Raw genomic sequence first — 24,699 nt, 5'->3', positions numbered from 1 at the left:
AGCTGGACAAGTACAGAACCATTCGTCATCCAGTTATACCTTTAGATTGTGTTCTCTAAGGTCGTGTTCCTTTCCTCACTGCTTTTGATCTCATACGCACGAACGTTGGAACGTGCAAGACAAATGGACACGATTAGCAAGATAAAGGCAGTGCACATGAACGCGATCCTCGTCCCGTATGCATCGGCCAACCCGCCAAGCAGCAAGGCCGATAACGGGAAAGATACCGTTAAAATCATGCGAAATGCAGCATTAATCCGTCCCATAAATTCATTTGGTATTTCCAACTGACGGATCGTAAAAGTATAGACGACGCGAATCGTTGCAGCCATGGTAATAATGCCGTAGCCGATCAAAGGCATGAACCATCCTGTCGGGATTACCATGATGCAGCCGCCGATAAACATTGCATTCGAGACGTGGATAATCGCTCGGCCGATCGGCATGCGTTTTAATAACAGCGGCGCGCAAACAGACCCGATTGTCGTCATAATGCCAATAACCGAATACATCGTTCCCACCAACAAAGCGTTATGCAGTTCGTTTGCCAAATAAAATCTCATCACCGTGTGCAGTGCTCCGACAGCCAAGTTGCTGAGCCCTCCAATGAAGGCCAACACCCAAAGAATCTCCGAGCGGAATAAAAACGTGATCCCTTCCTTAATGTCAAGGAAAACGGTTTGCCATGTCATGCGTGTCCTGGCTTTTTCGTTCTGCAACGTGATGGGCAGGATGGTCACGACAATCAATGTGAATAAATACGAGAGACCATCAATATACAGCGACTCAACCGTTCCGACCAATCCCACGAGCGCGCCTGCGATAACCGGTCCCAACATGGTCGTGATATTGTCCATTGACCGATACAAGGAGTTTGCAGCGGTAAGTTGTTCTCTTGCTACCAATTGCGGAATGACTGAAAAGTCTGACACCAAATCAAACATGATCATGAAGATCGACAGACAAAACCCAATTACAAAGAGCCAGATAACATTCAGCAATCCCACCTTATACAACAAGGGAATCAAGCAGACCAAAATCATCCTGGCAAAATCGGACCAGATCAATACTTTTCGACGATCCCATCGATCAACGAAGACCCCCAAGAATGGACCGACCAGGACAAAAGGCAGCATTTCAACTGCCCACATCGTACTCATCCAACCTACGGAACCGGTCATTTCAAACAACAGCCAGGGCAACGCAAACAGGTAGATTTGACTTCCGATCTTGGAAAAAAATGAGGCGATAAAATATATCGCAAACCATTTATTTTTAAATAGATGCCCTTGTTTAACTGCACTCATGAAAGGAGTCTCCTTATAATCTAATTGCCGACTGTATTCCTATTTTTTCCTTATAATTTTATTCTACCCAAATCCCTATGACATTGGAAAGATGTGCCCCCCTGCGAGACACCTCTTTCCTGACGGTCTCGGCTTTCGAAACCCTCCCGGATTTGAGCCCAACCGCCTTATGACGTTTGCTGTTTTTGGTATTTTCCGTCAGCTTTCCGAAGCCCTTCATCCCACGATTCAGCGGGAAGCGATTCTATCAGTTCAATCAGGTTTCCATCCGGGTCCCGCAGGTGTGCGGTGCGAATTCCCCAGCCTGGACGGTCCTGAACGTCTGTAATCATGGAGATGCCTTCCGCTTTTAAGCGGGCTGCGGTTGCGTCAAGATCGTTCACCCTCACAATCAACGCAAATTGATCCTGGGCATCCGAAGCGGCCGGGAGATGGTCTGTACCTACAGCCTCAGCCATTTCGCTGCGAGAGAAGATCGCGAATTGGCTTTCCGCCGTGCCAAAACTGGCATATCCCCCGCCCAATTCGCCCCACAGGACCGGGAAACCCAGCTTTTCGTGATAAAAGGTAAAGCACTCATCAAAACGGGTTACCAGCAATCGTACGTTATCCAGTTTCATTGGCAAACTCAGCCTCCTCACTCGTTTCAATACGATGATAGGCCGGAAATGACCTGTCCGTATTGAACAAATCGGACATGCTCGCTCGCCTGATGTAATGTCCGGGAGACATGCCCGCGAGTGCGCGGAAATCCCGGACAAAGTGCGCCTGATCGGCATACCCGCATTGATACGCCAAGTCAGCCCCCTGGATCTGGCCTGTGCTTTTGGCGATCAAATCAACGGCTCGTTGAAACCGTACGACGCGACAAAACTGTTTGGGGCTGCAGCCTGTCCACATTTCAAACCGCCGCAACAATTGCCGGGGGCTCACCGCTTCGCGGGCGGCCAGTTCATGAATCCGAACATTCCCGGAATGGCGGTACATCTCATGCAACACGTTGGCGACCAGCGGATCGAACGGTTCGTCAGGGGAAACCGAAAGCCGCTGCTGCAAAGCCGCGTCCAACACCCGAATCCGTGTCGGCAGGTCCTCCGCGTCCGCCAGCCGATCCAACAGACGCAGCGCACCGTCTCCGAACAGTTCGGTCAGGGACGGGGAGCTCCCGCCGCGATACAGGGACAGCGGCGAGCGAAGAAATGGCACGGCTCCTCCCGGACGAAAGCGGACCCCAAACCATGCGGTGTCAGGACCCGGATAGATGGTGAAGGCGGACTCCATCACCCCGGACAGATGTCCGGAAACCGTACGATGACGGGATACGGTAAACACGAAGTCAAAACATCCGTCAGGGATGACGAGAATGTCGTCGAATTCACCTGTGTCATCTTCAGCACGTGTTGTCACACTCCAGTAGCAGGCAATATGCGGCCGTAAAGACGGACTCGGCGAATACTCCCGGTACTGGACGGAACTCCGGCCGGATACCGGCAGTCCTTGCGATGGAGTAAACCATTTCACCAGGTGTTCATGCATTTTCTCTCCATCCTCCTCACGTCCCACTCTTCTTCATTCTATCCAAAATTTTTTGACAAATGAAAGCAGAAAAAAGAGCCGCCCCTTAGAAGGCGCCTCCTTTGTGGAAGTCCTCGTTCATTTGGCAATCTCGTCGCGGTGATAGGGGTTGCTCCGCTTATGTTGACGTCAGGAAGTTGGTAACAACTGCAGCTGTTTCTTCAGCTGATCGACGCGCTTTTGGTCTTCCTCCAGCACCGTATCCACAATTCGCTTGCTTTCCTCATCCAGGTCACCGGCTACCATTCTGTGCGAGAAGTGAATGCCGTATTTGTTCTCACCGAGCAGCGCGTCATGCAGAATGTCCCTTGAATTCTGCGGTGGCTCCCGAAATGTTTGCATCCATTCCCTCAACTCGCCCATAACGCCCACACCATCTACTGCCTGACCGCCCAAATCCTGAATGCGTTTGGCAATTTTCTGCGCGCCCAGTTTGGCATGTTGCTGGAACTCTTGCAGCAGCTCCCTTACTTTCGGCTCCTTGGCATGTGAAATCAGGTACTCGTATTGATGGATGCCCATATACCTTCCTCGCAAAAACCTGTTCAATTCCCGGATGACGCGTTGTCGCTGTTTCTCGTCCATACGTTATCCCCCCTTTTTTGGGAATAGTATGTCCAACAGCTGCTCAACTGCCTCCTCGAAAAGAAACAAAAAAGAAGAGGCATCCAAACGCGGTGCCTCTTTTCAGGCTGATATGCAGTGCCTGCGTACCATCGTAGTTTTATTGACTTGATGCGGAAACCTTTTTGCGCAAGGGTGCCAAGATAAGCGAAACGAGGATGACGAGCACACTTAACACCGCCGCAGACCCGTACAGCCCACCGTAACCGATCTCTGCAGCCCTTTTTGTCACTTCCGACACACTGGCCAGGATCACTTCCTGTAATGCTGGATCTTGGATGGAGCGAATGATTTCATTCAATTGATTGGCGTCGAATGAATCCGCTTCGGAAGCCATCCGCTGTCCAATTTGCGCCAACTCGCCAAGTGCCTGCTGTGACAAGCTGGCCTTGGCGATGTTGTCTTGCAGGATATCGGGAAAATCCGTTTTGAACAGTTCTCCCATATTGTTGTAGCCGCGGGCAATAAAGCCTGCGTAAACGGTTGGCGCTATGGTCATGCCAACCTGGCGAAGCAGTGATAAGGACGCAAGCGCCGAACCTTTATTGGATCGTAACCCTTCTGTCGCCAGAATGTTTAACGGTGCGCCTAAGATGACACCGATTCCGATACCGGCAATCATGCTGGATATGACAAACTGCCATTTCGTTTCAATCCAGAAAGGAAACAAGGCAAACCCGACCGATGCGAGGAGTCCAGAGATGATCACCGTAAATACAGGACCTCGTTTCGATACGAGTGCACCCCCCAAATCCGGCACCTACACCTGATGCCAGTGCCAGCGGCGTCATCCAGTAACCCGATTTTTCCGCCGGAATGCCCAGTACATTTTCTGTGAAACCAGGGATGAAAATCATCGCTGCCAAAATTCCGCCAGATAATGCACCAATGACAAGGACCAGCAAGAAGCGGAGCTGCTTGATTAAATACAATGGTAAGATCGGATCGCCATTTTGCTTGCGCGCGAATGCGGCCTCATACATGAACAAAACGACAAACAATCCGATTCCGGCACCGAGAAAACCGAACACTTCCGGTTGGGCAAGGCTTGTCCAGAAATCGATTTCGATGTTTGTCAAGCCATACATAAGCGACAAGATGGCAAACGATAAAATGACAGTTCCCACCAGATCCAAACGGCCAGGACTGGAATCAGACGATTCCACCAGCCGCATGATTGCCAAAATGAACAATCCAATGGCAATCGGCACGTTGATGAGAAATAAAATATGCCAATTCCCTGTTACGTCAAGCAAGAATGAACCGATGTTCGGTCCCAATATAGCGGCCACCCCGTTCATCGCGCCTAACAGCCCCAAATATTTGGCCTGCTTCGCCGGCTCAACCGTGCTTAAAATATGTGAGTTGCCGATAATGAAGATGCCGCCGCCGCCAAGAGCTTGAATGAAGCGCGCAGCCAAATAAAAGCTAAACGAGGGGCTAAGCGCTACCAACAACGAACCGATGCCGAACAAGGCGATTTCGATAATAAATAGTTTTTTTCTGCCATACCTGTCGGAAAGTTTGCCCACAATCGGCAAGCTGATCGCTAAACCCAGCGTGTAAATGGTAATCCCCCAGGCGCCCCAGTTATCGCTCACATCGAAATGACGATTAATGGTGGTAAGCGCTGAACTGATAATCCCGTTATCAAGCTGTGCCATAAATACGCCGATTGAAAATAAAATCAGCGCCCAATATTGGGAGGATTGTTTTGCCAACAGGATCACCTACTAATGATTTCATGTTGTTTTGATTTTGGTGACAGACTACATTCAGCTTGTCCGGAAAGGCTGATATTTATTCCATTTCTTTCCATCCATATCACATTACCGTGAAACGAGAAAAACAATGGCTGCCACAGGTTGCTTGCGGCTAAACCTGTCGCAGCCCTCAAATCCCTTGCCCTCTAACCCCTTGGCGAGAAGGGAAACATTCATCAATTTGAAGCTATCCGAATGAACGGCGTTCAGGCTTAAAAGCGTAAGTCTTGCCTTTCCATACCGTGAACAAGGTGATCAGGCTAAGCAGTGCAACGGCCCAAGGAATTGATCCCGCTCCTGTGTGATCCAGCAGGAGACCGCCAATGACGCCACCTCCGGCCACTGCAAGGTTAAAGATGGTCACCAGCATGGATTGCGCCACATCAGCTCCCTCCCCTGCTGCATCCGCTATGGCCGTCTGCAGTAACGTCGGTGCGCCCCCGAAAGTCAAGCCCCAAATAGATACGCCTAGATAGGTTATCGCATGTGCTTCGCCAGCAATCCCCATTATGGTTGATACCAATGCGAACCCAGCAAGGCTAATAAGTGTCAGGAAACGAAGCCGTACGTCTATAAACAGGCCGATAATCCAAATCCCGATTATAGATGAGCAGCCAAAGATTAGCAGGATGAGGTCCAAACGATCCACGAGCCCGACGTGAGCCATAAATGGCGCAATGTAGGTATAGAGGATGTTGTGAGCCAAAATCCATACAAAAACGACAAACAATACCGAGCGGATCCCAGGAAGCATGAAAACTTTGCGAATGGGCTGCCGTTGTTGGTACGCTTGCCCTGGATAATCGGGCACTGCAGCAAGTATCCATACGAACAGGGCAAGCGTAAGCATTGAAATCATTCCAAAGATAACCCGCCAATCGAGTAACGTACCAAGCCAGGTACCAAGCGGCACGCCTAGAGATAAGGCGATAGGCTGACCGACTCCCACAATCGCCAATGCACGCCCCTGTAGATGATACGGCACCATTCTTCGCGCGTAACCGGCAAGCAGTCCCCAGGTCAACGCTGCGGCCATGCCCGCAACGAATCGAGCTCCTAATGTCACGAAATAGTCAGTGGCCAATGCAGTTACAGCGTTGAAAAGAAACAAGCCTCCGACTGCCAGTAACAATGCATGTTTTCTGCGCCAGCTGCGTGTCGCGGCTATAATCGGAATTGCCGCCACCACCGAGCCAAAAGCATAGAGCGACACAAGTTGACCCGACAACGCCTCTGAGATGCCAAAGTCCCTGCCGATTTGCGGCAGCAACCCCGCCGGCATCGTTTCGGTCAATATGGCGATAAAACCGGCCATTGTAAACGCCAGAAGTCGCAAAACGGGAAGCTGATCTGCAGCAGGTGCATCCTGAAAGTCAATGCCAGTACATTCATTATTTTTGACATTGTTCATAGCTCTACTCACACCAATCCGGATGCAGCCATATCCTTCTCTGAATGGCCCGCTTCGAACGCGCGTCGGAATCTCTCTAGCCCGGCAGCGGCAACATCCGCAGTGATGCCAGCCTGCTCAACAGCTTCCATAACCAGTTGGGCGTCTTTGAGCGCATTCGCAATCGAAAAACTGACAGGGTAATCATCTGCAAGTATTAAAGCAGCTTTAGACTGAAAAAATGCGCTGTCCATAGGTCCGCCTTTCACGACATCCACTACCAACGCCGGATCGACGCCAAGCCCCTTGGCTATTGCCAAGCTTTCAGCGACACCATGCGTCAACGCAAACGCCCAGCTGTTCAATGCCAGCTTGAGACGGCTGGCCGCTCCAATCCGCTCTGACACCCACACTGTCCGTTTGCCGATCGCGTCAAACACCGGCTGTACGGTATCCCGATCTTCAGTTGGTCCGGATGCCATGATGACAAGTTGTCCCTGTTCCGCTGGTTGACGGGTGCCCTGAATGGGGGCGTCAAACAACCTGAGCCCGCGCTGCTCGGCGAAGACCGCCAATTCATCGATCGCTTTGATGCCGACCGTACTCATCTGAATCCAGATAGCTCCTTTGGACAAACCGGAAGCAGCGCTTTCCATCACATCCAGCACGGACGCCCCATCCTTAAGCAGCGTAATGATAATATCCGCATCCTGCACAGCTTCCCGTGGCGATTCAAATACATCCACACCGGCTGATGCAAGCGCCTCTGCCTTGCCACGTGTCCGATTCCATACACGCACGGAAAAACCATGCTTCTGTAAATTACGAGCCACTGGTGCACCAATGATGCCGGTGCCAAGTACGGTGATCGTTTTTCGATGTAATTTCATTTTAAAAACCTCCTTTTGGGAAAAAGGGCTCCGCATGTCGAACATGCTTCACGCCATTATGTTTTGGAACGATCATTACAAAACGTTGCAAAAAAATTCCTGCAAGGTAATGCAGGTTTTTCCAGTTGGATGCAGAGATGCTCTGCTCAATCCGCCTTTAAAGCGCCTGAATTGCAACATCCACCACATCAAGCAACAGTTGACGCCGGTTATGCCCAATATATCCTTTGCTTAATACGCGCAACCCTTGAATCGTATTCAGTATGAAGCGAGACAGTGCGCGAGCATTCTTGTCTGAAGCAATTTCACCGTTTTCTTGGGCACGAGAAAATGCCTCGTATAATGCGGATTCCAATTCTTTAAAGTTTTGCGCCACAATAGCAGCGATTTCCGAATCATGACTTGCAAGCTCTAGTGCTGCGTTGGCAGTCATGCATCCGAGTCCTTTTTCTTTGCCAAGCTCTTCCTCGACGACATCCATCAATAGCAGCCTAACGCGCTCTTTAACTGAACCGGGTCCGGACAGCACCGCAATTTGCGATGCCTTCAACTCCTGATATCGGCGAAGCGTATGCTTATAAAGTTCGTGTTTGCTGCCAAAGGCATTATAAATACTGCTTCGTCCCAGTTCAGTGCCTTCCACCAAATCTTGAATCGAGGTCGCAGTATAGCCTCGTTGCCAAAAAACTTGCATGGCTGCATCCACTACATCATCTGGATCAAACTCTTTTGGGCGCAAATGCTCACCTCCTGTTCTGTTTTGAAACGTTCATTCCAAAACAAACATAAATCTTTATCGTCTTTCTGTCAAGATTGTGCAGGATCTCCTGTGTGGTCTCACTTTGAAGCTCGGCTATCCAGTGGTGGATTGGGCGGCGTCTTTATCGGGCGGTCAATTCGTTTAACTGAATCTCAACAGTGCTAGAGATGGCTTGGATACATTTAACGTAAGTAAAGCAGGCGCAAAAAAAAGTAGTAAATCATGTAAATTATTGGTATTATGTTGAGGGTGGTCACATTTTATTGGTTTTCACCAATTTACCGCACTATCTCATGACCACTGATAAGGCTCGTCGCTCCATTTCATAAATCCCCATATCAAACATATCCAGGTGATAAATCCATGAACCATGACGAACGGTATTTTCATCATCTGGTCCAAATACTGCGATTATTATATTAATAATTTTGAATCCCTTATCAATTGTATAAAACGAATGTTCCGGGATCAGGACGAACCATGCGAATAAATGTTGTAAACTATTTTGCTTCCACCACCACTTATCCGCATCCTCGCGTCATGTAGTTAAAATGCATCATCTTCCGAAAACCAGAAGATGATGCACTACAGTCATTTAGACTTCATCCAGGATACTGTCCGGCACCTTGACTGCCGGCACTCATTCGCATCCTTAAGAACGACACCACCACGATCGCAATCGCGACTCCGACCATCCCCGCCCATGTAATGGACGACAGAGACACCCGGTCGACCATAACGCCTCCGATTGCAGCACCCGCAGCCATGGACAGCTGCATCATGGATTGGTTCAGGCTCAGCATGATTCCCGAATAATTCGGTTCAATCCGCACCAGATTGACTTGTTGCGTTGGACCGGAAGACCATGCCGAAAACGACCACAAGATCAGAAGGATGACAATCGGCAGCCACGAGTGCGTGTAGGTAACGGTTAGCGAGAGGAGAAGCAGCGCTATGACATGCAAGAGCATTCCCCCTGACAGCGTCGGGAATACCCCCCATTTGTCCGCACTGAAGCCGCCGAATTTGGAACCGACCAGGCTAGCGATGCCGAACGCCAACAGCACTCCGCTCAGCATTCCTTCTTTCAATCCAGCCACATCCAGCAGATACGGTGAAATGTAGGTGTAGGCGACCGAGTATCCGCCGAGCCAGAAAAAGGTAATCGTAAGCCCCAGCGCTACGTTTCCGTTTTTCAGGAAGGCCAGTTGCTTGGACAGCGGCATCGGTTTATCTCCCTGAACTCGGGGGAGGATGGCATACAGGATGAACATCGCCACCAGACCGGCCAGTGCCAATATGCCAAAAACAGACTGCCATCCGAATTGTGCTGCAACGATACGTCCAAGAGGCACGCCGATAATCAGGGAAGCGGTAAAGCCCATGACCACGGTAGCAATCGCGCTGGCTTGTTTGCCTGGGACAGCAATTTTCGCGGCGATGTCCAAAGCGGTTACCACAACCATTCCCGCGCCCAGAGCCATGATGACGCGAGCCGCGAGAAACGATGCATAGCCAGACAAAACGAAAGAGAGAATGTTCCCGATTACGAAGGCACCCATCGCCCAAACCAGCAGTTTTTGCCTTTCCACCTTCGCCGTCAACGCCATCAGGATCGGGGTGCCGATGGCGTACACAAGGGAAAAGATCGTGACCAACTGCCCCGCAGAAGTAACGGAAATCCCCATCGTATTCGAGATCTTATCCAGGATGCCGGAAATAACATACTCGGATGTCCCCACCAAAAAAGTGACCAACGCCAATAAATAGACTCTCCACGTGTTAGACATTGCGTTCACTTCTCCTTTTTTGTTCGAATAGGTACCAATGCAACAACTTTTATCGAATATACATATCGCGATATGTCGATTTGTTTGGCCAAATAAAAACTGAATACGGTTGAGGTATTCAGTTCAGACTAGAGCGTCTGATGTAAGTAATCAGCTATTTCTTTTATTTTCTCTTCGTTTCGTTTGTAGTACGTGTATTTGCCGATCCGATTGGTTCGAATCAGTCCGGCCCGCTGCAGAATGGACAAATACTGCGAAACCGTCGACTGTGTCATGTTCAACTTCTCCGTCACTTGACTGACACACACCCCGACTTCCCTCATATCCACTCCTTCGTGGGGCACAAAATGTTTTTCGGGCTCCTTCAGCCACTGTAAAATCTGTAACCTCGACTCGTTCGACAACGCCTTGAATACTTCAATTGGATCCATGGCTTTTATTATATCTACATTTTTCGATATGTCAATATCACTCAAGCACACAGGCGGGTCAACAAAGCCGGCAGCAAAAAAACAGCCCCTGTAACGGACCTTCATCCGCAACAAGGGCTGTCTTGCATCACGATTTGCACAAGAGGAGCTAGTCTAGCCGCTTCATCGTTTGGTATAGACGTCTTAAATTCATCAACAAGCTTTCTTTATCCTCCGGAGTCCATTCAGCCAAAGCCTCTTGCATCATGCGCTCACGGGTACGGTTGATGATTGCAATGATTTCCTCCCCGTGTTTTGTCAATTCAGACACGCGTATGCGCGAATCCGAACGTGACGGATACGTATGAACCAACCCGGCATTCTCCAACTTGTCAATTTGCCGACTGACACTCGAATAACTTTTCCCCATCATGGCAGCCAATTCTCCAACACTCGTTGATTGGAGATGGGCGATCCCCACCAGGACGCGGAAGGCAGCAGCCTCCAGATTCACACCGGCCTTGGCAATCATTTTCAGATCACGATCCGGCCGATTGAGAAGGGAAACGATATCGATCAGCGCTTTAAAAATTTCATGTTCCATGCCATTTATTATACCGTAACCACCGGGCGGGGCGTCAATGGAGCGTTCCAAGCAGCTTCGATATCTTCCAAAGCAAACTCCGTTGTGGAAATGGTTAATTTGCCCGCGGCTGCCATCTCAAAAACCCCTTTTACCGCAGACAACATATCTGCTTTCGAAACGCTCTTGCCCCCGCTGCCTGCCAGTTCAATGGTTGATGCACGCAGAATTGATGAAGGCAACGGTATGCTTTCTTGACCAGATGCAGTGCCAATGCTCACGAAGCGGGTTGCACGATCCGTATTTACCTTGGCAACAGCTGACATGATGGCGATTGCACTGTCGCCCCAAAGGTAATCCAATACAACATCAACGCCTTCAGCCATAACGGGCATGAGAGCATGTTCAAAGCTGGTTTGTCCGTTCTCTGCTGTCATATCAAATGAAATGACTGTATCGGCTTCAAGCGCTTGTAATTTCGCTTCGCTGCGCCCGGTTGCAATAATCTTCCTGGCTCCCAGCCCCTTGGCTATCTGAACCGCCAAGCTGCCTGATGCCCCCGTGGCTCCATTAATCAAAACCGTTTGCCCGGACTTGAAGCCCGCTCGAAATACCAACGCCGCCCATGATGACATCGCCGGGTTCGCGATCGCGGCGGCAGTTACGTCATCAACACCGTCCGGCAAATGGACAATCAGCTTTTCACTCACCATGGTTTGTTCAGCCAAACTGCCATAAGGCCATGCAGGCATTGCAAAGTAGACACGAGTCCCATCTTCCAAGGTCCCAACGCCATCCATACCGGCCACCATTGGAAAGTTACCTTCAGAGGAGTAATGCATGCCGAGTGAACGGAACTTACTCACTCGACTCAAGGCTGCTGCCGAAACGTTAACGACAACGTGCCCCTCTGTCACAACGGGGGGATCAAAATGGCCCAGTACAGGAGGTGTTCCCTTCTCCTTCACGATCGCTGCCCTCATCGTAATTTCACCCTTCTTTCGCTCAAATTATGTGCGTTTTGCACATAATTGAGTATAGCACGAAATATGTGCATGATGCACATATTTTTCTGCCCAATGTGAAGACAGCTCCTGGGCAAGGGGCCGTACAATTTTATCCATGTATGCGAGCGACACCTGCGCTGCTTACACCCGTGGCACAAGATAAAACTCCCCCGCCGATTGTTCGGCGAGGGAGTTTATCTGCAATCTTCGGCAAGCTATTGATCTACACACGTCTCATTTTCTGCCAGATTGCTGCGCGTTTTCATATAGCTGAAACATATCCATCTCCGCGTCCAGAGACTTGGCGTTTTGGAAAGCTTCCTTTACGCTTCGATTGTTCTGAATGAGATCGTAGAAAAGCCTCAGCACAAACATGAGCGCGTCATTTCCATCCGGATAATCATTGGGCCCAATATAGATTTCGCAACCGCTGTCGAGAAATGCTTGTGCCGTCTCTACGTTTCCTGCTGAGCACCCTGTGCTGATTACTGTTTTCCCTGCCAGTCTGGCAAATCGTCTGATCTCCTCCGGCCCAAAGTTACCCTTGGGTTCTCCTGGTTCATAGACGCTTTCTTCCAGCTCTGGCATAATCAATTGGCCTTCCTCGCCATGAAAGCAAAGAACGATCGTATCCGTATTCGGATACAGATCCTTACCGGACAGAATATCAATCAGATCATATGGTCTGCCGACCCAATACGTAAACACTCTTGCACCAAAATACTCCAGAGTAGCTCGGATTGCGTGGACTTCCATATCGCAATCAGGTCCGCATACCAATGCTACGTTCATTACAGGCTTACTCATCTTTTCATCCTCCATATGCTCTCAATTTTTTGCATTAAGATATAGAGTAGAATCATATGGAGGTCCTCGGGCTTTGGGGCGAAAGGCTATTCGTTACATCTGATCCCGAATCAAACTCATTGAAGAAATCTCCTTTTTTAACATTTCTTATATTTATTTTACCAATAGACAATACGTGATGCAATTTTCGATAATCTCGTTTCAGGAACTCGGTATATACCATCACTTGAGATACGCCTCAGCGTCTCACACCAAAGCAATAAAGAATGGCGCCCGATTGGACGCCAGCAGATATTAGTGAGTTTCCGTATATTTTTTAAAATTGTCCAGAATCGATTGCCAGCCTTCTTGCTGATACTCAACGGGGTGAATGTCTTCCGCATCGAACGTTTCGACGACCTCGGTTTCGTTTCCTCGGGCAGTGAAGATGATCTCAACTTTTCTCCCATCCCCCATTGTGTATGAGATTTCCTCATGTAATTTCACGACATCGTATGTTCCCCCAAAATCAAAGCCCATACTGCCATCTTTCGCTTCCATCCTGGTAACAAACTTGCCGCCGACCCGCAAATCATTTTCCGCTCTTGGCGCATGCCAATCATCCGAAGCCTGATTCCACTTCGTGATGTGTTCCGGCTCGGTCCAATACTTCCAGACCTTTTCCACCGGCGCCTGAATGACTGCCCGTACGGTTGCTTTCTTTGGTTTGCTGGTTCCCATTTTAACGTACACCTCATTTCATCAGAATCGGATTTTTGTTTCTCATATCATTAGACGAAATAAGCTTCTGAAATTCATCGGTGTATTTGTTCGGGAAGCCCAAAGCGAGTAAATAATTTTGCGTGAATAAAATTTTGGGTGTGCAAAATTTTACCCTCTTTTATTACCAGAACATGAATGCCCCAGGGAACCAGGACGGACTTATTGTCACTTGGCATATATTGCGCAAATGCAGGATAACCGCCATTCACCGTAATCGGCAATAGTCGGGAGCCTTCGCAATGCCAACGAGTTGCGGTAAAAAACTTGAACAGATTGTCCTTGCCGCGGACCCACATCTCGAAAGGCGGCATGGACAGGCACCCGTCTTCATGAAACAACGCCACCAGCGCATCAATATCAAATTGTTCAAAAGCATCCACATACCGCGAGAGCAGCTCTTGGTCCGGTTCAGCATCCATCATGCAGAGCTCTTCGGAGCGAAGCTCGGCCCGGTCCATCGTCTCTCTCGCTCTTTGCAAGGCACTGTTAACGGCTGCAGGTGTTATCCCTAGCGCCTCCGCAATCTGCCTTGCAGACCACTCGAATACATCCTTCAAAATAAGTACTGCACGTTGACGGGGAGGTAGTGTTTGCAGAAGGGCAAGAAAGCAAAGTTGAAGCGTATCTTTCCGCAGCACAACATGTTCCGGGTCACCTGCAAAATCTGGAGCAGGCCAGATCCATGACGATTCAGGCAACGTCTCGCGAGGCTCGATGATCGAAACAGCCGGGTCAAATATGTCAACAGGAAGGGCACGGCGTTTGGCTTGCCTCAGCTTGTCTATACATACGTTTGACGCGATGCGGTAGATCCACGTTTTGCGCGAAGATTGTTGTCTGAATGAATCCCAACTCCGCCAAGCGCGAATGTAGGTTTCCTGAACTGCATCATCCGCGTCTACGATCGATCCCAACATCCTATAGCAGAACGATGTCAACTCCGGCTTTAACTTCTCAAAGAGTTCAAGATCAAGTGAGGATTCGTTCATCTTAGGCCTCCTTTTGAGTGATTGCCTGATGACGATCTAGGTCCATGCTACATTCGATAATCTGGTTACTTCATCGTAACCGCTTCCGTTACTTGTGGTAAGGCTCTCCCCGGTTGATCCGATACGCCCGATACACCTGCTCCAGCAGGATCAACCGCACCAGTTGATGGGGAAACGTCATCTTGGAAAACGACAGCAGCACGTCCGCCCGCTTCAGCACCTCCGGCGAGAGGCCCAGCGAGCCGCCGATGACAAACGCCACCTGGCTTTTGCCGTACGTGGCCAGGCGGTCCAGCTCGCTGGCCAGCTTCTCGGACGACCACATCTGCCCTTCGATGGCGAGCGCGATCACGTACTGATCTGGTTTGAGCTGGGCGAGGATGCGCTCGCCCTCCTTGCGCTTCACCTGCTCCATCTCGACTTCGCTGAGCACTTCCGGCGCTTTTTCGTCGGCCACCTCCACCACCTGCAGCTTGCAGTAGGCGGAGAGGCGCTTGCTGTATTCATTGATTCCTTCACGCAGGTATTTTTCTTTCAGCTTGCCCACGGCGACCACGGTAATGTTCATGGGCTACATTCCTTTCACGCGCAGGAGAGCAATTTTGCCCTCGGCACCGCACACCCGGCAGCGCTTGTCCAGGGGGCCGCCTTCCACTTCCTCGGCCCGATACGTATCCGGCGCCGCCTCAAATTGATCCACGTACTCGTCGATCTCCTGGTCGACGTGCTCCATGCAGGCAAACCGCACCGGGTGTGCCGGATGCAGTTCCACCTCTGTTCCCGCGATGCGGATCGTTTGTGCGGTAGGCTGTTCGTTTGTGTTTCTGGTCTTCTGCTCCATGTGTTTCCGCTCCTTTTCCTGTTCGTTACCCGTCCTTATTCTACCCCAGTTCCAGGAAAGGTCAAATGACGCTGTCCGTTCCGGAAAAACGCCTCTGCCATTCCCCGCGAAAGGAGGCGGGCCGACCGGATCGCCAGGTATGGTCCGGAATCCCGCCCGCCTTTCCTACAGAATCGGCGACAGCAGCCGCGTCAGCGACTCTTTCAGCCGGACGACAACCGGCCGCTGCTCGTACGCCTCCAAGGTCACTTCCGTACAGACGGCCAGGTCCTGACGGAAAATCTGTTCCAGATGGGTGGCCAAATCCGTATCAAACAGAAAGGCATTCGTCTCAAAATTGATCTTGAAGCTGCGAATGTCCAGGTTGGCACTGCCGACCGAGGCGATTTCGCCGTCGACGACCATCATTTTGGCGTGCAGGAAGCCCTTGTCGTACCGGAAGCAGCGGACGCCGCTCTTCAACAGTTCGCCGATGTAGGATTGGGACGCCCAGTAAACCAGTTTGTGGTCGGCGCGGCCGGGGATCATGACCCGGACGTCGACCCCGGACATGGCCGCCATCTTCAAGGCCGTCAGCAAGCTGTCGTCCGGGATCAGGTAAGGTGTCTGCACATAGATGCGCTTTCTTGCCTTGTAGATCATTTTCAGGTAGCCGTGCTTGATTTGCTGCTTTTCCGAATTGGGACCGCTGGACACGATCTGGACGCCCACGCTGCCGGCCGGGATCGGTTCGGGGAAGTACCGCGGCCGCTCCTCCATCCGCCGCGTCGCGGACAGGTTCCAATCGAGAAAAAAGCGGGCCTGCAGCATGGGAACGGCACCGCCGGTCAGCTTCAGATGGGTGTCCCGCCAGTAGCCGAGCCGTTTGTGCAGTCCCAGGTACTCGTCGCCGATGTTGAATCCGCCGATGAAGCCGGTCCTGCCGTCGATGACGGCGATTTTCCGATGGTTGCGGAAGTTGACCCAGATATTCACGTAGGGAATCCGCGACGGGAAGAACGCGGCCACCTGTCCGCCCTCCTTCACCAGCGGTCGGAAGAAGCGAGTGGACAAGTGGGAGCCGATCGCGTCGTACAGCAGTCGAACCTCCACTCCCTGCCGCGCCTTGTCGGCCAGGGCCCGGATGAGCCGTCTGCCCAGTTCGTCATTGCGAAGGATGTAGGTCGTAATATGGATATGGTCACGCGCTTCGCCGATACTCTGAAACAGCGCGTCAAACAGGCTGCTGCCGTCGGTAAACACCTCGACGGCGTTGTCTTGGGACAGCAGCGCGGCGTCACTGGCCGCATTCATCAGGATCATATCCCGATGATCGCGCATGGCCGGATCGCGAAAGGACAGCGTTCCGTTTTCCAGCTGCCGCATCTGCTGCTCCACCGCCTCCTGAAACCGGGAAAACTCGCCTTCGCGCAGCCTGTACAGCTTCCGCCTCGTCAATTTCTGTCCAAACAGCAGGTAAAACACGAATCCCAGGCCGGGCAAAAACAACAACACCATCAGCCACGCCCAGGTGGCGGCAATGTTGCGCCTCTCCATAAAGATGAGAATCGCCGCCAGCAGCAGGTTGGCAATCGTCAAGAGGGAAACGATTTGTTGAAACAGTTCCATATCCCACATCCGTCCCTTTGGCTCAAGCGGTCCCGTCTGTGCGTGGACCGGGCAAAAGGTGTCTCCTTTTCGCTCCACATTTCTTTCATTGTAACACGATGTACGGTGCTGCATGCACTTGGTCACAAGCAGCAGGCTACGGAGAGCGGATGGTCACGCAAAACGGGTGCCGATCCGGTCGACACCCGTTAGGGAAGAACGTGCTGTTGGTTTTTTAGGAAGCAGTTGCTTGAGCAGTCCGGTTGGAACTACGTCACCGCTCCGGCGTATTGCCCAGAGTGGCGGTCGTTGTTTTCAGGAAGCCGTCCCGGTAGTAGGTGATTTCGATCTTGTCACCCGGCTTCTTGTTCAGGGTCAGGTATTTGCGCAGTTGGGCGGCGTTGTTGATTTCCTTGCCGTCCAGCTTGACGATGACGTCATACATGCGCAGGCCAGCTTGACCGGCCGGCGAGAATCTGGTCACTTCGTCGCGAATGACGACGCCTGCTTTCACGCTGTCCGGCAGATTCAGCGTCTCTTTCCAGTGATAACGAGGAACGTTGGTCAAATCGTAAGGCGCAATGCCCAGATACGGTCGTTTCAATTGGCCGTACTGCATCAGTTGGGCGACAATCGTCTTCACGTCGTTGATCGGGATGGCAAAGCCCAGACCCTCAATACCTTCCTGGGAAATCTTCAGCGTATTGATTCCGATTACCTGTCCGTAGATGTTGACCAGCGCACCGCCGCTGTTCCCCGGGTTGATCGCCGCGTCCGTCTGCAGGACGTCCAGCTCCCAGTCATCCTGCCCGTCCTTGTCCACGTCAATCGGCATGGAGCGCTGCAGCGAACTGATAATGCCCTGTGTAACGGTGCGGGAGAACTCCATGCCAAGCGGGTTGCCGATGGCGATCGCCGGTTCGCCCACTTTCAGCGTGCTGGAGTTGCCCAGTTCCGCCACCTTCGTCACCTTGGAGCCGTCGATTTCCAGCACGGCTAAGTCTGTAAACGCGTCGGCTCCCAATACTTTTGCGTCCACCTTGTCCCCGGACGGGAGGACGACCTCCACTCTTTCTGCATTGGCAATCACGTGGTTGTTGGTAATGATGTGCGCTTTGCCGTCTTTTTTCTCAAAAACAACGCCAGATCCTTCATCGCGCTTCAGCGACTCCTGGTTGAACCAGTTGACCACCCGGCGGACGTTGATCACGCCGACGACCGCATCTTCCACTTTTTCCACGGCCTGCACCGTCGCCGTGTTGACCTCGACGGAAATTGGCTGCGTAAACAGATTGGCCGCTGAATTGGTCATGGCATTGGCCGTGCCTTTCTCCACTGTGGAGAGGTATCCCGATTTGGAGAGGGTCGGGAGCATCAAGAGGACGACCATCCCGCCGATCACAGCCGAGGTGATCGACGTCATGATCAGCCGCCCGAGCCCCGCCGGCTTCCGCTTTTTACGCTCCACATGCGCTATATCATCATAAAAACCCATGGTTCTCGCTCTCCTTTCTCTACTTACTAGCTTAGCGGCTTTTTTGCCTACGTATACATACGATTGCGACACTTTCAGTATACGATCTGTTTTCGGCAAAGTCGCGTGAGAATTATGGAAAGATTGTGGAACGACACCGTAAAACCGGCATAAATCGCAAGCGGCGCGGATATGCTGGAGGTAACACTTTCCACAGAGAAATCCCAGAGCTGCGAGAAAGGATTGATAGGCATGAAAGACGTAAACGTCATCGCCAAACTGGCTGACCTGCAGGATGTAGGATACCAGAACGCGCTATTGCTGCACGCGTTGGTGGACCTGCTGGAGTCCAAGGGTCTGCTGAACAAGGACGAGCTGATCGGCAGCATGCACGAGTTGGACGCCAAACTGCACCACCGCATCCAACAAATCGTCCGGCTCTCCCCCGCTCCTCAAGAACCGTGAGTCACGCCAATATCGGCTCATTCGTTACTATGCGTGTCTACAGCACTTCCAATCGGGTCGGCCGGTCGGGGTAGGTCTCCCGCAGATGGACGTCGTCGCCCACTTTCAGTCCCCGCTCCTCCAGGACGCTTTTCACCGTGAGCCGCGCCAGATCGATCATGTTGTTTTCCTTGCTCAGGTGGGCGAGGTAGACTCGCTCCGCACGGCCGCTCAAAAAGTCTCCCAGCGCCTCGCCGGCCGCCTCGTTGGAGAGATGCCCCACGTCGCTTAAAATCCGCTGTTTGATGCTCCACGGATACTGCGACATGCGCAGCATCTCCACATCGTGGTTCGCTTCAAAGATGTAAGCGTCCGCGTCGCGAATCGTCTGCTTGATCCGATCACTGACATAGCCCAGGTCAGTGGCGATACTCAGTTTTTTTCCGCCGTGGTAAAAGCAAAACCCCATCGGTTCGGCGGCGTCGTGGGAAATGCCGAACGACTCGATCCCCAAATCCTCCAGTTCCTTCTTTTCCCCTACTTCAAAGTAGCACCTTTGGTCTTCCCGGATGGTGCCGATCTGTTTGTCCAGTTCGGCCCACGTCTTTTGGTTGGCATAAATGGGCAGATTGTAGCGGCGGGCCATCACGCCAATGCCTTTGATATGGTCCACATGCTCGTGGGTAACCAGAATGGCATCCAGCTCACCCGGATTGACCCCGATCTCCCGCAAGGCCGCCTCTGTCTGTTTTCCGGTAATGCCCACATCAATCAACACGGAAACACGGTCGGTCGCCACGTAGATGGCGTTGCCCGTGCTGCCGCTTGCCAAAACACTGAATCTCACTGCATATCCCTCTTCCTTCACACGTCACGTTGCAAAAATGCAAAAGCTGTCACTCACGATTTGGACGTCACCAGCGGCCGTTCCAGCGCGCCGGTAAACGCATTGACAAAATGCTGCTTGCCGTCGTGGATGATGCGCCACACCGGGGCGAGCACCTGGACGTCCGCATCGTACGAACCGTAGTATCCAAGACGGACGCTCTCGATCCGCTCACCCGGGGTAATGATCCGCTTGTCCACCAGTGAGCGGATGGCTGTGTACGGCGATATGACCTGCCGGGACGCCCCCTGGCTGCGCAGGTTTAAGTAAGTTTGCCGGTACCCGAGGACCGCGCCGTCCTCCAGGTAGATTTCCAACGGAGCCACAAAGAGCGGCAGCTTCTTGTAGGTCTGCCAGTACAACAGCCGTCCCTGGCTTGATTGATACAGATCGGCCGTGTATTGGTCGGCGTACAGCATGCGCGGGCCGAGCTGACGCAGCAACTCGCCCGGCGTGAACTGTCCGCGGATCTGCAGCGGCGGGTCCAGACGAGCAGCCAGCGCCATTTTTTCCATCGTCACCTGTATCCCAGGTATTTCCTGCAAACCGATTGCATTGATGCCAGCGTACTCTGCGTTAAGATATGTCATCGCCGGCGTCTCCTGCGGCACGTCCGCTTCCAGCGAGATATTTTGCTGATTCAGATACATCTCGATGTCCCATCTGTCCGCCTGCACCGCCAACGGGCTCTGCCAATGGCTGAACCGGGTCTGGTACACCTGGTAGCCGAGAAACAGATCGAGGAGAAGAAAGGCCCAAATCAAAATGGTTTTGGCTCTACTCCAATCCATGTACCTGTCCTCCTCCCCGCTGCACCCGGGCGGGAATGTACAGATTGGCCCGATTGGCGATCTCCACGACCCAGACTGGCGTCAATTCGACGTAATCGGGAGTCGTTCGGGTCTCGTACGCCAGGTACGCGTTGGTAATCTGTTCGGTATCCGCCAGCTGTTTGTCGCGGATATACTGAAACATCTCCGGTCCGGACATCACAATCCACTCGTGGTTGTCGATGTAGCGCTCCAGGCCGAGCAGCGAACGATCCAGCGTCACCACCTGCCCCGCCTCCGAGGTGATGCGGATCACGTCGATTGGATAACCGTCCTGACTGACCAGCGGATAGGCGCCGACGTACTGCCGGAACGTGATCACGTCTTTTTCGTTGTAGCTCCTTTTGATTGTCTCGAAGTGAAAGTCGCCTGTCCAGCCCACGTGTTTGTTGATAAATGAAACCGCCCCTTTGACCTTTTCCTCATCCGACAGTTCCTGATCGCTCGGTTGAAAGACAGGGTCGGTAAAGGTGATTGCCTGCTGTTCGGAACGCAGCTGGATCGAGCGGCTGCCGTCGGTAAAAATCAGTGTTTTGTCCCGCTCCATGATTTGGCGGACCAGCGTCCGGTCGAGGAAGTAGGCGTCAATCAGCTGGTCGTTGGTCAACGTATGGTAGCTGTAGCGAAACGCCTGCATCCTCGTCCGGTTTTTGGGCAGATAGTACATGTCACCGAGAGCATATTGCTGCTCCACCGCAGGCAAGTTGCGCGGCGGCCCGACCATTTTCATGATCTGTTCCGGCATCGCGTTGCCGGTCGGCAGGTAAGACTGGCGCAAATCCTTGGGACTGATTGACGTGCGCGCCCGCATCACCCGCTCTTCTTCCGTGGAAATGAACAGGGCGTACACGACATCTTCCAGTTCCTCGTAATACAGCCACAAACGGTCGATGCTTTTCAGCCTGGTTTCGTTCTCATCGCGGATCGTCACCAAACGGCCTACGACGGACATGGGAACGCTGCTTCGAAAGCGAATCTCCACGCCCTGCTTTTCCCGGGCAATTGTGCTCCATTTGTCTGCCGTGAGTGGATACGAAGCGAAGTCGAGGAAGATCCACTTGGGCATTTCCATTTGAACGATGATGCGATACTGCCCGTCCGTCGCGTTCGCCTTTGTGTGCCGGTTCTGCCCGTAGTGGAAAATGACTGACTCCGGCGTCACCAGCTCTTCCAATTGTTTTTCCCGGACCGGCTTTGACTCCTTGTACTGGGCCGGCTCGATAAATTGTAACTTGGGCTGATTGCTCCACAACAGCGCGGTCAAACAAAAGCTGGTCAGCACCAGGAGGTTGAGCAGCACGGTTTTGGCGGGTTCCTTCCACTTTTTCATCCCGCCTTCCCCCCTTTGGCATATGGCACCCAGAACGTCACCGTGGTTCCTTGATTCAACTCGCTCGTTATCTCAATCTCAGCTCCGTGCGCCTGCACCAGTTCGCGGGCGATCGCAAGGCCGAGCCCGGTTCCGCCCTGTCCGCGCGAACGCGCCTTGTCGACGCGGTAAAACCGCTCAAAAATGCGCTTCAAATCCCGGCTGGGAATGCCGATGCCGGTGTCAGCGATTGAGATGTACACCCGTTTTTGATGCCGGTTGGCGTATGCCCGCAGCACCACCGAGCCGCCTGCGGGCGTGTACTTGATCGCATTGGACAGCAGGTTGTCCAGCACCTGATTGATCGCGTCCTTGTCGATGTATACCTCGGGCAGCGTTTCCTGGATGTCCAGGCTGAGCTGCACACCCTGCTGCTCGCCAAACAGGGAAATACGGTCCACCGCGTAGCGCAGCAGTTGGTTGGCATCCACATCCTTGCAGTGCAGACGGACGCCCTGCGAATCAAAGCGGGAAAGCTGAAGCAAATCGTTGACGAGCCGGATCATCCGTTCCGTCTCCGACATCGTGACCCGCAAAAAGCGGTTGGACAGCTCCGGCTCCTCGACCGCTCCGTCCAAGAGCGCTTCCACGTAGCTTTTGATCGTGGTCAACGGCGTGCGCAGTTCGTGCGACACGTTGGCCACAAATTCCCGGCGCTGCTGCTCCAACCGCTGCTGTTCGGTCACGTCCTGCAGCACGGCGATAATCCCGCCCTTTTTGCCGCTGTCATGCTGCAGCGGGGTAAACGTCACGCGCAGAATCAGCACATCCTTGTTGGGCAGCACCATCTCAATAAACAGCGGTTCGTTTTGAGCGTACAGCGGCATCTCTTCCTCCGGCGGCAGCCGCAGAAGGTTGTGCAGGGTCGTCCCTTTTTGCACGCACTCGTTCATCGTCACCTGCAGCATTTCTTCGGCCGATCGGTTTAGCAGAATGATCTGCCCATCCCTGTTGGCCGCGATCACACCGTCTGACATGTTGGTGAGAATGCTGGCCAGCTTCTCGCGCTCTTCTTCCTGCTGCAGGATGGCCTCCTTCAGCCGCCGGGTCATGTGGTTAAAGGCCATGCCCAGCTGACCGATTTCATCTTCACTGTACACGCGTACGTTTCTGTTAAAATCACCGTCCGCGACGGCTCGCGCCTGGCGAGTCATCTCCTTGACCGGCGTCGTTATCGTCCGAGCCAGTACCACGCCCAATCCGGCCGTCAAAAGCAGCGCGATCATCGTCCCCGAGGCGAGAATCCCGTTCATCTTGCGAATCGTCATGTACGTGCCTTCCATGGAAGCGACCATGTACACGGCCCCGTACACGATGTTGTCTCCCTTGACCGGAAGCACCAGCATCTTTACCCGGTCTCCGGTCCGCGGGTCGATCCGCATCGACTCGCTGCGCGTGCCCAACAGCGCGATCGTCACTTCCGGCTGGGACGTGCGCCGACCGAGGATGCGCTTGTCTTCCGTCGTGCTGATCACCGTGCCGCTGGAGTCGATGACCTGGACGTTGGTTCCGTTCAGTTTCACCAGGTTGTTGATCAAATTGTCGATGCCCTGCCTGACTTCTTCGGCGCTTTGTTCCTTGGCGTCGCGCGGGCGCAGGTAGCCCTCCAGATGGGTGGCCAGCAAACTGGCCTGGGCATTTACCGTCTCCGAGAAGTTGTTGAGGTAGTAGCTCTCCACTTGCCGCGCAAAATAGGCGCCGATAAACTGCATGGCCATCAAGATCAACAGCATGTAGATGACGACCACTTTCCACTGGACCGTGGTAAACAGCCGGAGCGGTCTCATCCGGCCGTTCCTCCCAGACCCGGATTGCGCATGGTGTACCCCAGACCGCGCCGCGTAATGATGTACTTCGGTTGGCTGGGATCGTCCTCAATTTTTTCGCGCAGCCGGCGAATCGTCACGTCGACGGTGCGCACATCGCCAAAGTAGTCAAATCCCCATACCGACTGCAGCAGGTGCTCCCTCGTCAAGACCTGTCCCTGATGGCGCGCCAGGTATGCGAGCAGTTCGAACTCGCGATGCGTCAGGTCCAGCGGCTCTCCTGCCTTCTCCACCGTGTACGAATACAGGTCGATCTCCAGCTCGTGCACGCGGATCTGGCGGATTTCCTGCTCCTCGTTTTTTGGTTTCTGCCGGCGGAGGTGGGCCTTGACGCGGGCGACCAGTTCCCGCGCGCTGAACGGCTTGGTCACGTAATCGTCCGCCCCCAGCTCCAATCCCAGCACCTTGTCCAGCTCTGAATCTTTGGCCGTGAGCATGATAATTGGCACGTCGCAGGTTTGCCGCACCACCCTGCAGACGTCCATCCCGTCCCGGCCGGGGAGCATCACATCCAAAAGGATCAGGTCCGGCTTTTCGTTTTCCACCTGCAACAGCGCTTCTTCGCCGTCATAGGCGCAGACCACCTGATAACCTTCTTTTTCAAACGTAAACTTCAATATATCGGCAATCGGTTTTTCATCGTCCACAACCAGGAGTTTTGCCATTTCCGCTCCCCCCTTCTTTCTATTGGATTCCACTCGATCTCGCGTTTTTCCTCCACAAGCGCCTGGTAATCGTTGTCACCCGCTGTTTACGGATGCCCCTTCACAACAAGAAAAGGGCTC

Annotated in this window: 24 protein-coding genes and 1 pseudogene; 1 reads left to right on the top strand and 24 read right to left on the bottom strand. The window is 52.7% G+C overall.

The annotated features are described in order from the left end of the window. Positions 1-41 precede the first annotated feature (41 nt). The 19 genes and pseudogenes from ETC00_RS00380 to ETC00_RS00290 all read right to left on the bottom strand — a co-directional run bounded on the left by ETC00_RS00380 (position 42) and on the right by ETC00_RS00290 (position 18,580). Positions 42-1,307, bottom strand: coding sequence for an MFS transporter (locus tag ETC00_RS00380; protein WP_171563951.1), 1,266 nt, complete (start codon positions 1,305-1,307; stop codon positions 42-44). Between the two features lie 167 nt (positions 1,308-1,474). Then, on the bottom strand, positions 1,475-1,927 hold the full coding sequence (locus tag ETC00_RS00375; RefSeq protein WP_171563950.1) for a VOC family protein: 453 nt from the start codon (positions 1,925-1,927) through the stop codon (positions 1,475-1,477). After that, positions 1,914-2,843 (bottom strand): AraC family transcriptional regulator, encoded by a 930-nt coding sequence (locus ETC00_RS00370; RefSeq protein WP_171563949.1) that lies wholly within the window; start codon positions 2,841-2,843, stop codon positions 1,914-1,916. Before ETC00_RS00370 ends, ETC00_RS00375 begins: the two co-directional genes overlap by 14 nt. 168 nt (positions 2,844-3,011) lie before the next feature. Next, the gene (locus ETC00_RS00365) at positions 3,012-3,467 is read right to left on the bottom strand and encodes a ferritin-like domain-containing protein (RefSeq protein WP_171563948.1); all 456 of its coding nucleotides are present in this window, start codon (positions 3,465-3,467) and stop codon (positions 3,012-3,014) included. Positions 3,468-3,606: 139 nt separating this feature from the next. Further along, positions 3,607-5,170 (bottom strand): annotated as a pseudogene (locus tag ETC00_RS00360) (MFS transporter). Between the two features lie 286 nt (positions 5,171-5,456). Then, positions 5,457-6,680 carry an MFS transporter gene (locus tag ETC00_RS00355; protein WP_171563947.1) on the bottom strand — a complete coding sequence of 408 codons (1,224 nt, stop codon included), beginning with the start codon at positions 6,678-6,680 and terminating at the stop codon, positions 5,457-5,459. An 8-nt stretch (positions 6,681-6,688) separates the two neighbouring features. Continuing rightward, complete coding sequence (locus ETC00_RS00350; RefSeq protein WP_171564190.1) at positions 6,689-7,585, bottom strand: NAD(P)-dependent oxidoreductase; 897 nt, start codon at positions 7,583-7,585, stop codon at positions 6,689-6,691. 121 nt (positions 7,586-7,706) lie between these two features. After that, positions 7,707-8,288, bottom strand: a complete 582-nt coding sequence (locus tag ETC00_RS00345) for a TetR/AcrR family transcriptional regulator (RefSeq protein ID WP_171563946.1) — start codon at positions 8,286-8,288, stop codon at positions 7,707-7,709. Between the two features lie 623 nt (positions 8,289-8,911). Then, entirely contained in the window at positions 8,912-10,099 is a 1,188-nt protein-coding gene (locus tag ETC00_RS00340) for an MFS transporter (protein WP_171563945.1), read from the bottom strand. 128 nt (positions 10,100-10,227) lie between these two features. Next, positions 10,228-10,530 carry an ArsR/SmtB family transcription factor gene (locus ETC00_RS00335; protein ID WP_171563944.1) on the bottom strand — a complete coding sequence of 101 codons (303 nt, stop codon included), beginning with the start codon at positions 10,528-10,530 and terminating at the stop codon, positions 10,228-10,230. A gap of 148 nt (positions 10,531-10,678) precedes the next feature. Further along, positions 10,679-11,113: a MarR family winged helix-turn-helix transcriptional regulator gene (locus tag ETC00_RS00330; RefSeq protein WP_171563943.1), complete on the bottom strand. Its 435-nt coding sequence runs from the start codon at positions 11,111-11,113 to the stop codon at positions 10,679-10,681. An 8-nt stretch (positions 11,114-11,121) separates the two neighbouring features. After that, positions 11,122-12,075, bottom strand: a complete 954-nt coding sequence (locus ETC00_RS00325; RefSeq protein ID WP_171563942.1) for a quinone oxidoreductase family protein — start codon at positions 12,073-12,075, stop codon at positions 11,122-11,124. A gap of 258 nt (positions 12,076-12,333) precedes the next feature. Beyond that, positions 12,334-12,906 carry a delta-aminolevulinic acid dehydratase gene (locus ETC00_RS00320; RefSeq protein WP_171563941.1) on the bottom strand — a complete coding sequence of 191 codons (573 nt, stop codon included), beginning with the start codon at positions 12,904-12,906 and terminating at the stop codon, positions 12,334-12,336. Positions 12,907-13,200: 294 nt separating this feature from the next. After that, positions 13,201-13,626 (bottom strand): SRPBCC family protein, encoded by a 426-nt coding sequence (locus ETC00_RS00315; RefSeq protein ID WP_171563940.1) that lies wholly within the window; start codon positions 13,624-13,626, stop codon positions 13,201-13,203. Between the two features lie 74 nt (positions 13,627-13,700). Then, complete coding sequence (locus ETC00_RS00310) at positions 13,701-14,687, bottom strand: sigma-70 family RNA polymerase sigma factor (RefSeq protein ID WP_304415549.1); 987 nt, start codon at positions 14,685-14,687, stop codon at positions 13,701-13,703. A 58-nt stretch (positions 14,688-14,745) separates the two neighbouring features. Then, positions 14,746-15,225, bottom strand: a complete 480-nt coding sequence (gene rlmH, locus ETC00_RS00305) for a 23S rRNA (pseudouridine(1915)-N(3))-methyltransferase RlmH (RefSeq protein ID WP_171563938.1) — start codon at positions 15,223-15,225, stop codon at positions 14,746-14,748. A 3-nt stretch (positions 15,226-15,228) separates the two neighbouring features. Continuing rightward, positions 15,229-15,498: a CxxH/CxxC protein gene (locus ETC00_RS00300; protein WP_171563937.1), complete on the bottom strand. Its 270-nt coding sequence runs from the start codon at positions 15,496-15,498 to the stop codon at positions 15,229-15,231. 165 nt (positions 15,499-15,663) lie between these two features. Continuing rightward, the gene (gene cls / locus ETC00_RS00295; protein WP_171563936.1) at positions 15,664-17,106 is read right to left on the bottom strand and encodes a cardiolipin synthase; all 1,443 of its coding nucleotides are present in this window, start codon (positions 17,104-17,106) and stop codon (positions 15,664-15,666) included. Between the two features lie 253 nt (positions 17,107-17,359). Further along, a complete protein-coding gene (locus tag ETC00_RS00290; protein WP_171563935.1) occupies positions 17,360-18,580 on the bottom strand; it encodes a S1C family serine protease in 1,221 nt (406 codons plus the stop codon). A gap of 231 nt (positions 18,581-18,811) precedes the next feature. On the opposite strand from ETC00_RS00290, the gene ETC00_RS00285 reads away from it, so the two are divergent. Next, positions 18,812-19,024 (top strand): hypothetical protein, encoded by a 213-nt coding sequence (locus tag ETC00_RS00285; protein ID WP_171563934.1) that lies wholly within the window; start codon positions 18,812-18,814, stop codon positions 19,022-19,024. A gap of 37 nt (positions 19,025-19,061) precedes the next feature. On the opposite strand, the gene ETC00_RS00280 is transcribed toward ETC00_RS00285, so the two are convergent. From ETC00_RS00280 to yycF, 5 genes are read right to left on the bottom strand one after another with little or no spacing between them, the layout of a single operon-like run. Next, a complete protein-coding gene (locus ETC00_RS00280) occupies positions 19,062-19,850 on the bottom strand; it encodes an MBL fold metallo-hydrolase (protein WP_171563933.1) in 789 nt (262 codons plus the stop codon). Between the two features lie 53 nt (positions 19,851-19,903). Further along, entirely contained in the window at positions 19,904-20,680 is a 777-nt protein-coding gene (locus ETC00_RS00275) for a two-component system regulatory protein YycI (protein ID WP_171563932.1), read from the bottom strand. Further along, on the bottom strand, positions 20,667-22,049 hold the full coding sequence (locus tag ETC00_RS00270) for a YycH family regulatory protein (protein ID WP_171563931.1): 1,383 nt from the start codon (positions 22,047-22,049) through the stop codon (positions 20,667-20,669). The genes ETC00_RS00275 and ETC00_RS00270 overlap by 14 nt, the downstream gene beginning before the upstream one ends. Beyond that, the gene (gene walK, locus ETC00_RS00265; RefSeq protein WP_171563930.1) at positions 22,046-23,875 is read right to left on the bottom strand and encodes a cell wall metabolism sensor histidine kinase WalK; all 1,830 of its coding nucleotides are present in this window, start codon (positions 23,873-23,875) and stop codon (positions 22,046-22,048) included. Before walK ends, ETC00_RS00270 begins: the two co-directional genes overlap by 4 nt. Then, positions 23,872-24,579, bottom strand: a complete 708-nt coding sequence (gene yycF, locus ETC00_RS00260) for a response regulator YycF (RefSeq protein WP_171563929.1) — start codon at positions 24,577-24,579, stop codon at positions 23,872-23,874. Before yycF ends, walK begins: the two co-directional genes overlap by 4 nt. Positions 24,580-24,699 lie beyond the last annotated feature (120 nt).

Source organism: Brevibacillus sp. MCWH, assembly GCF_013096935.1.
Taxonomy (GTDB): domain Bacteria; phylum Bacillota; class Bacilli; order Brevibacillales; family Brevibacillaceae; genus Brevibacillus; species Brevibacillus aydinogluensis.
This window is presented reverse-complemented; position numbering and strand designations above follow the sequence as displayed.

Bases quoted from the DNA above. Each gene is read 5' to 3' on its own strand.
- ETC00_RS00380 (WP_171563951.1), bottom strand. From the start codon at position 1,307: ATGAGTGCAGTTAAACAAGGGCATCTATTTAAAAATAAATGGTTTGCG.
- ETC00_RS00375 (WP_171563950.1), bottom strand. From the start codon at position 1,927: ATGAAACTGGATAACGTACGATTGCTGGTAACCCGTTTTGATGAGTGC.
- ETC00_RS00370 (WP_171563949.1), bottom strand. From the start codon at position 2,843: ATGCATGAACACCTGGTGAAATGGTTTACTCCATCGCAAGGACTGCCG.
- ETC00_RS00365 (WP_171563948.1), bottom strand. From the start codon at position 3,467: ATGGACGAGAAACAGCGACAACGCGTCATCCGGGAATTGAACAGGTTT.
- ETC00_RS00355 (WP_171563947.1), bottom strand. From the start codon at position 6,680: ATGAACAATGTCAAAAATAATGAATGTACTGGCATTGACTTTCAGGAT.
- ETC00_RS00350 (WP_171564190.1), bottom strand. From the start codon at position 7,585: ATGCGGAGCCCTTTTTCCCAAAAGGAGGTTTTTAAAATGAAATTACAT.
- ETC00_RS00340 (WP_171563945.1), bottom strand. From the start codon at position 10,099: ATGTCTAACACGTGGAGAGTCTATTTATTGGCGTTGGTCACTTTTTTG.
- ETC00_RS00335 (WP_171563944.1), bottom strand. From the start codon at position 10,530: ATGGATCCAATTGAAGTATTCAAGGCGTTGTCGAACGAGTCGAGGTTA.
- ETC00_RS00330 (WP_171563943.1), bottom strand. From the start codon at position 11,113: ATGGAACATGAAATTTTTAAAGCGCTGATCGATATCGTTTCCCTTCTC.
- ETC00_RS00325 (WP_171563942.1), bottom strand. From the start codon at position 12,075: ATGAGGGCAGCGATCGTGAAGGAGAAGGGAACACCTCCTGTACTGGGC.
- ETC00_RS00320 (WP_171563941.1), bottom strand. From the start codon at position 12,906: ATGAGTAAGCCTGTAATGAACGTAGCATTGGTATGCGGACCTGATTGC.
- ETC00_RS00315 (WP_171563940.1), bottom strand. From the start codon at position 13,626: ATGGGAACCAGCAAACCAAAGAAAGCAACCGTACGGGCAGTCATTCAG.
- rlmH (WP_171563938.1), bottom strand. From the start codon at position 15,225: ATGAACATTACCGTGGTCGCCGTGGGCAAGCTGAAAGAAAAATACCTG.
- ETC00_RS00300 (WP_171563937.1), bottom strand. From the start codon at position 15,498: ATGGAGCAGAAGACCAGAAACACAAACGAACAGCCTACCGCACAAACG.
- cls (WP_171563936.1), bottom strand. From the start codon at position 17,106: ATGGAACTGTTTCAACAAATCGTTTCCCTCTTGACGATTGCCAACCTG.
- ETC00_RS00290 (WP_171563935.1), bottom strand. From the start codon at position 18,580: ATGGGTTTTTATGATGATATAGCGCATGTGGAGCGTAAAAAGCGGAAG.
- ETC00_RS00285 (WP_171563934.1), top strand. From the start codon at position 18,812: ATGAAAGACGTAAACGTCATCGCCAAACTGGCTGACCTGCAGGATGTA.
- ETC00_RS00275 (WP_171563932.1), bottom strand. From the start codon at position 20,680: ATGGATTGGAGTAGAGCCAAAACCATTTTGATTTGGGCCTTTCTTCTC.
- ETC00_RS00270 (WP_171563931.1), bottom strand. From the start codon at position 22,049: ATGAAAAAGTGGAAGGAACCCGCCAAAACCGTGCTGCTCAACCTCCTG.
- walK (WP_171563930.1), bottom strand. From the start codon at position 23,875: ATGAGACCGCTCCGGCTGTTTACCACGGTCCAGTGGAAAGTGGTCGTC.
- yycF (WP_171563929.1), bottom strand. From the start codon at position 24,579: ATGGCAAAACTCCTGGTTGTGGACGATGAAAAACCGATTGCCGATATA.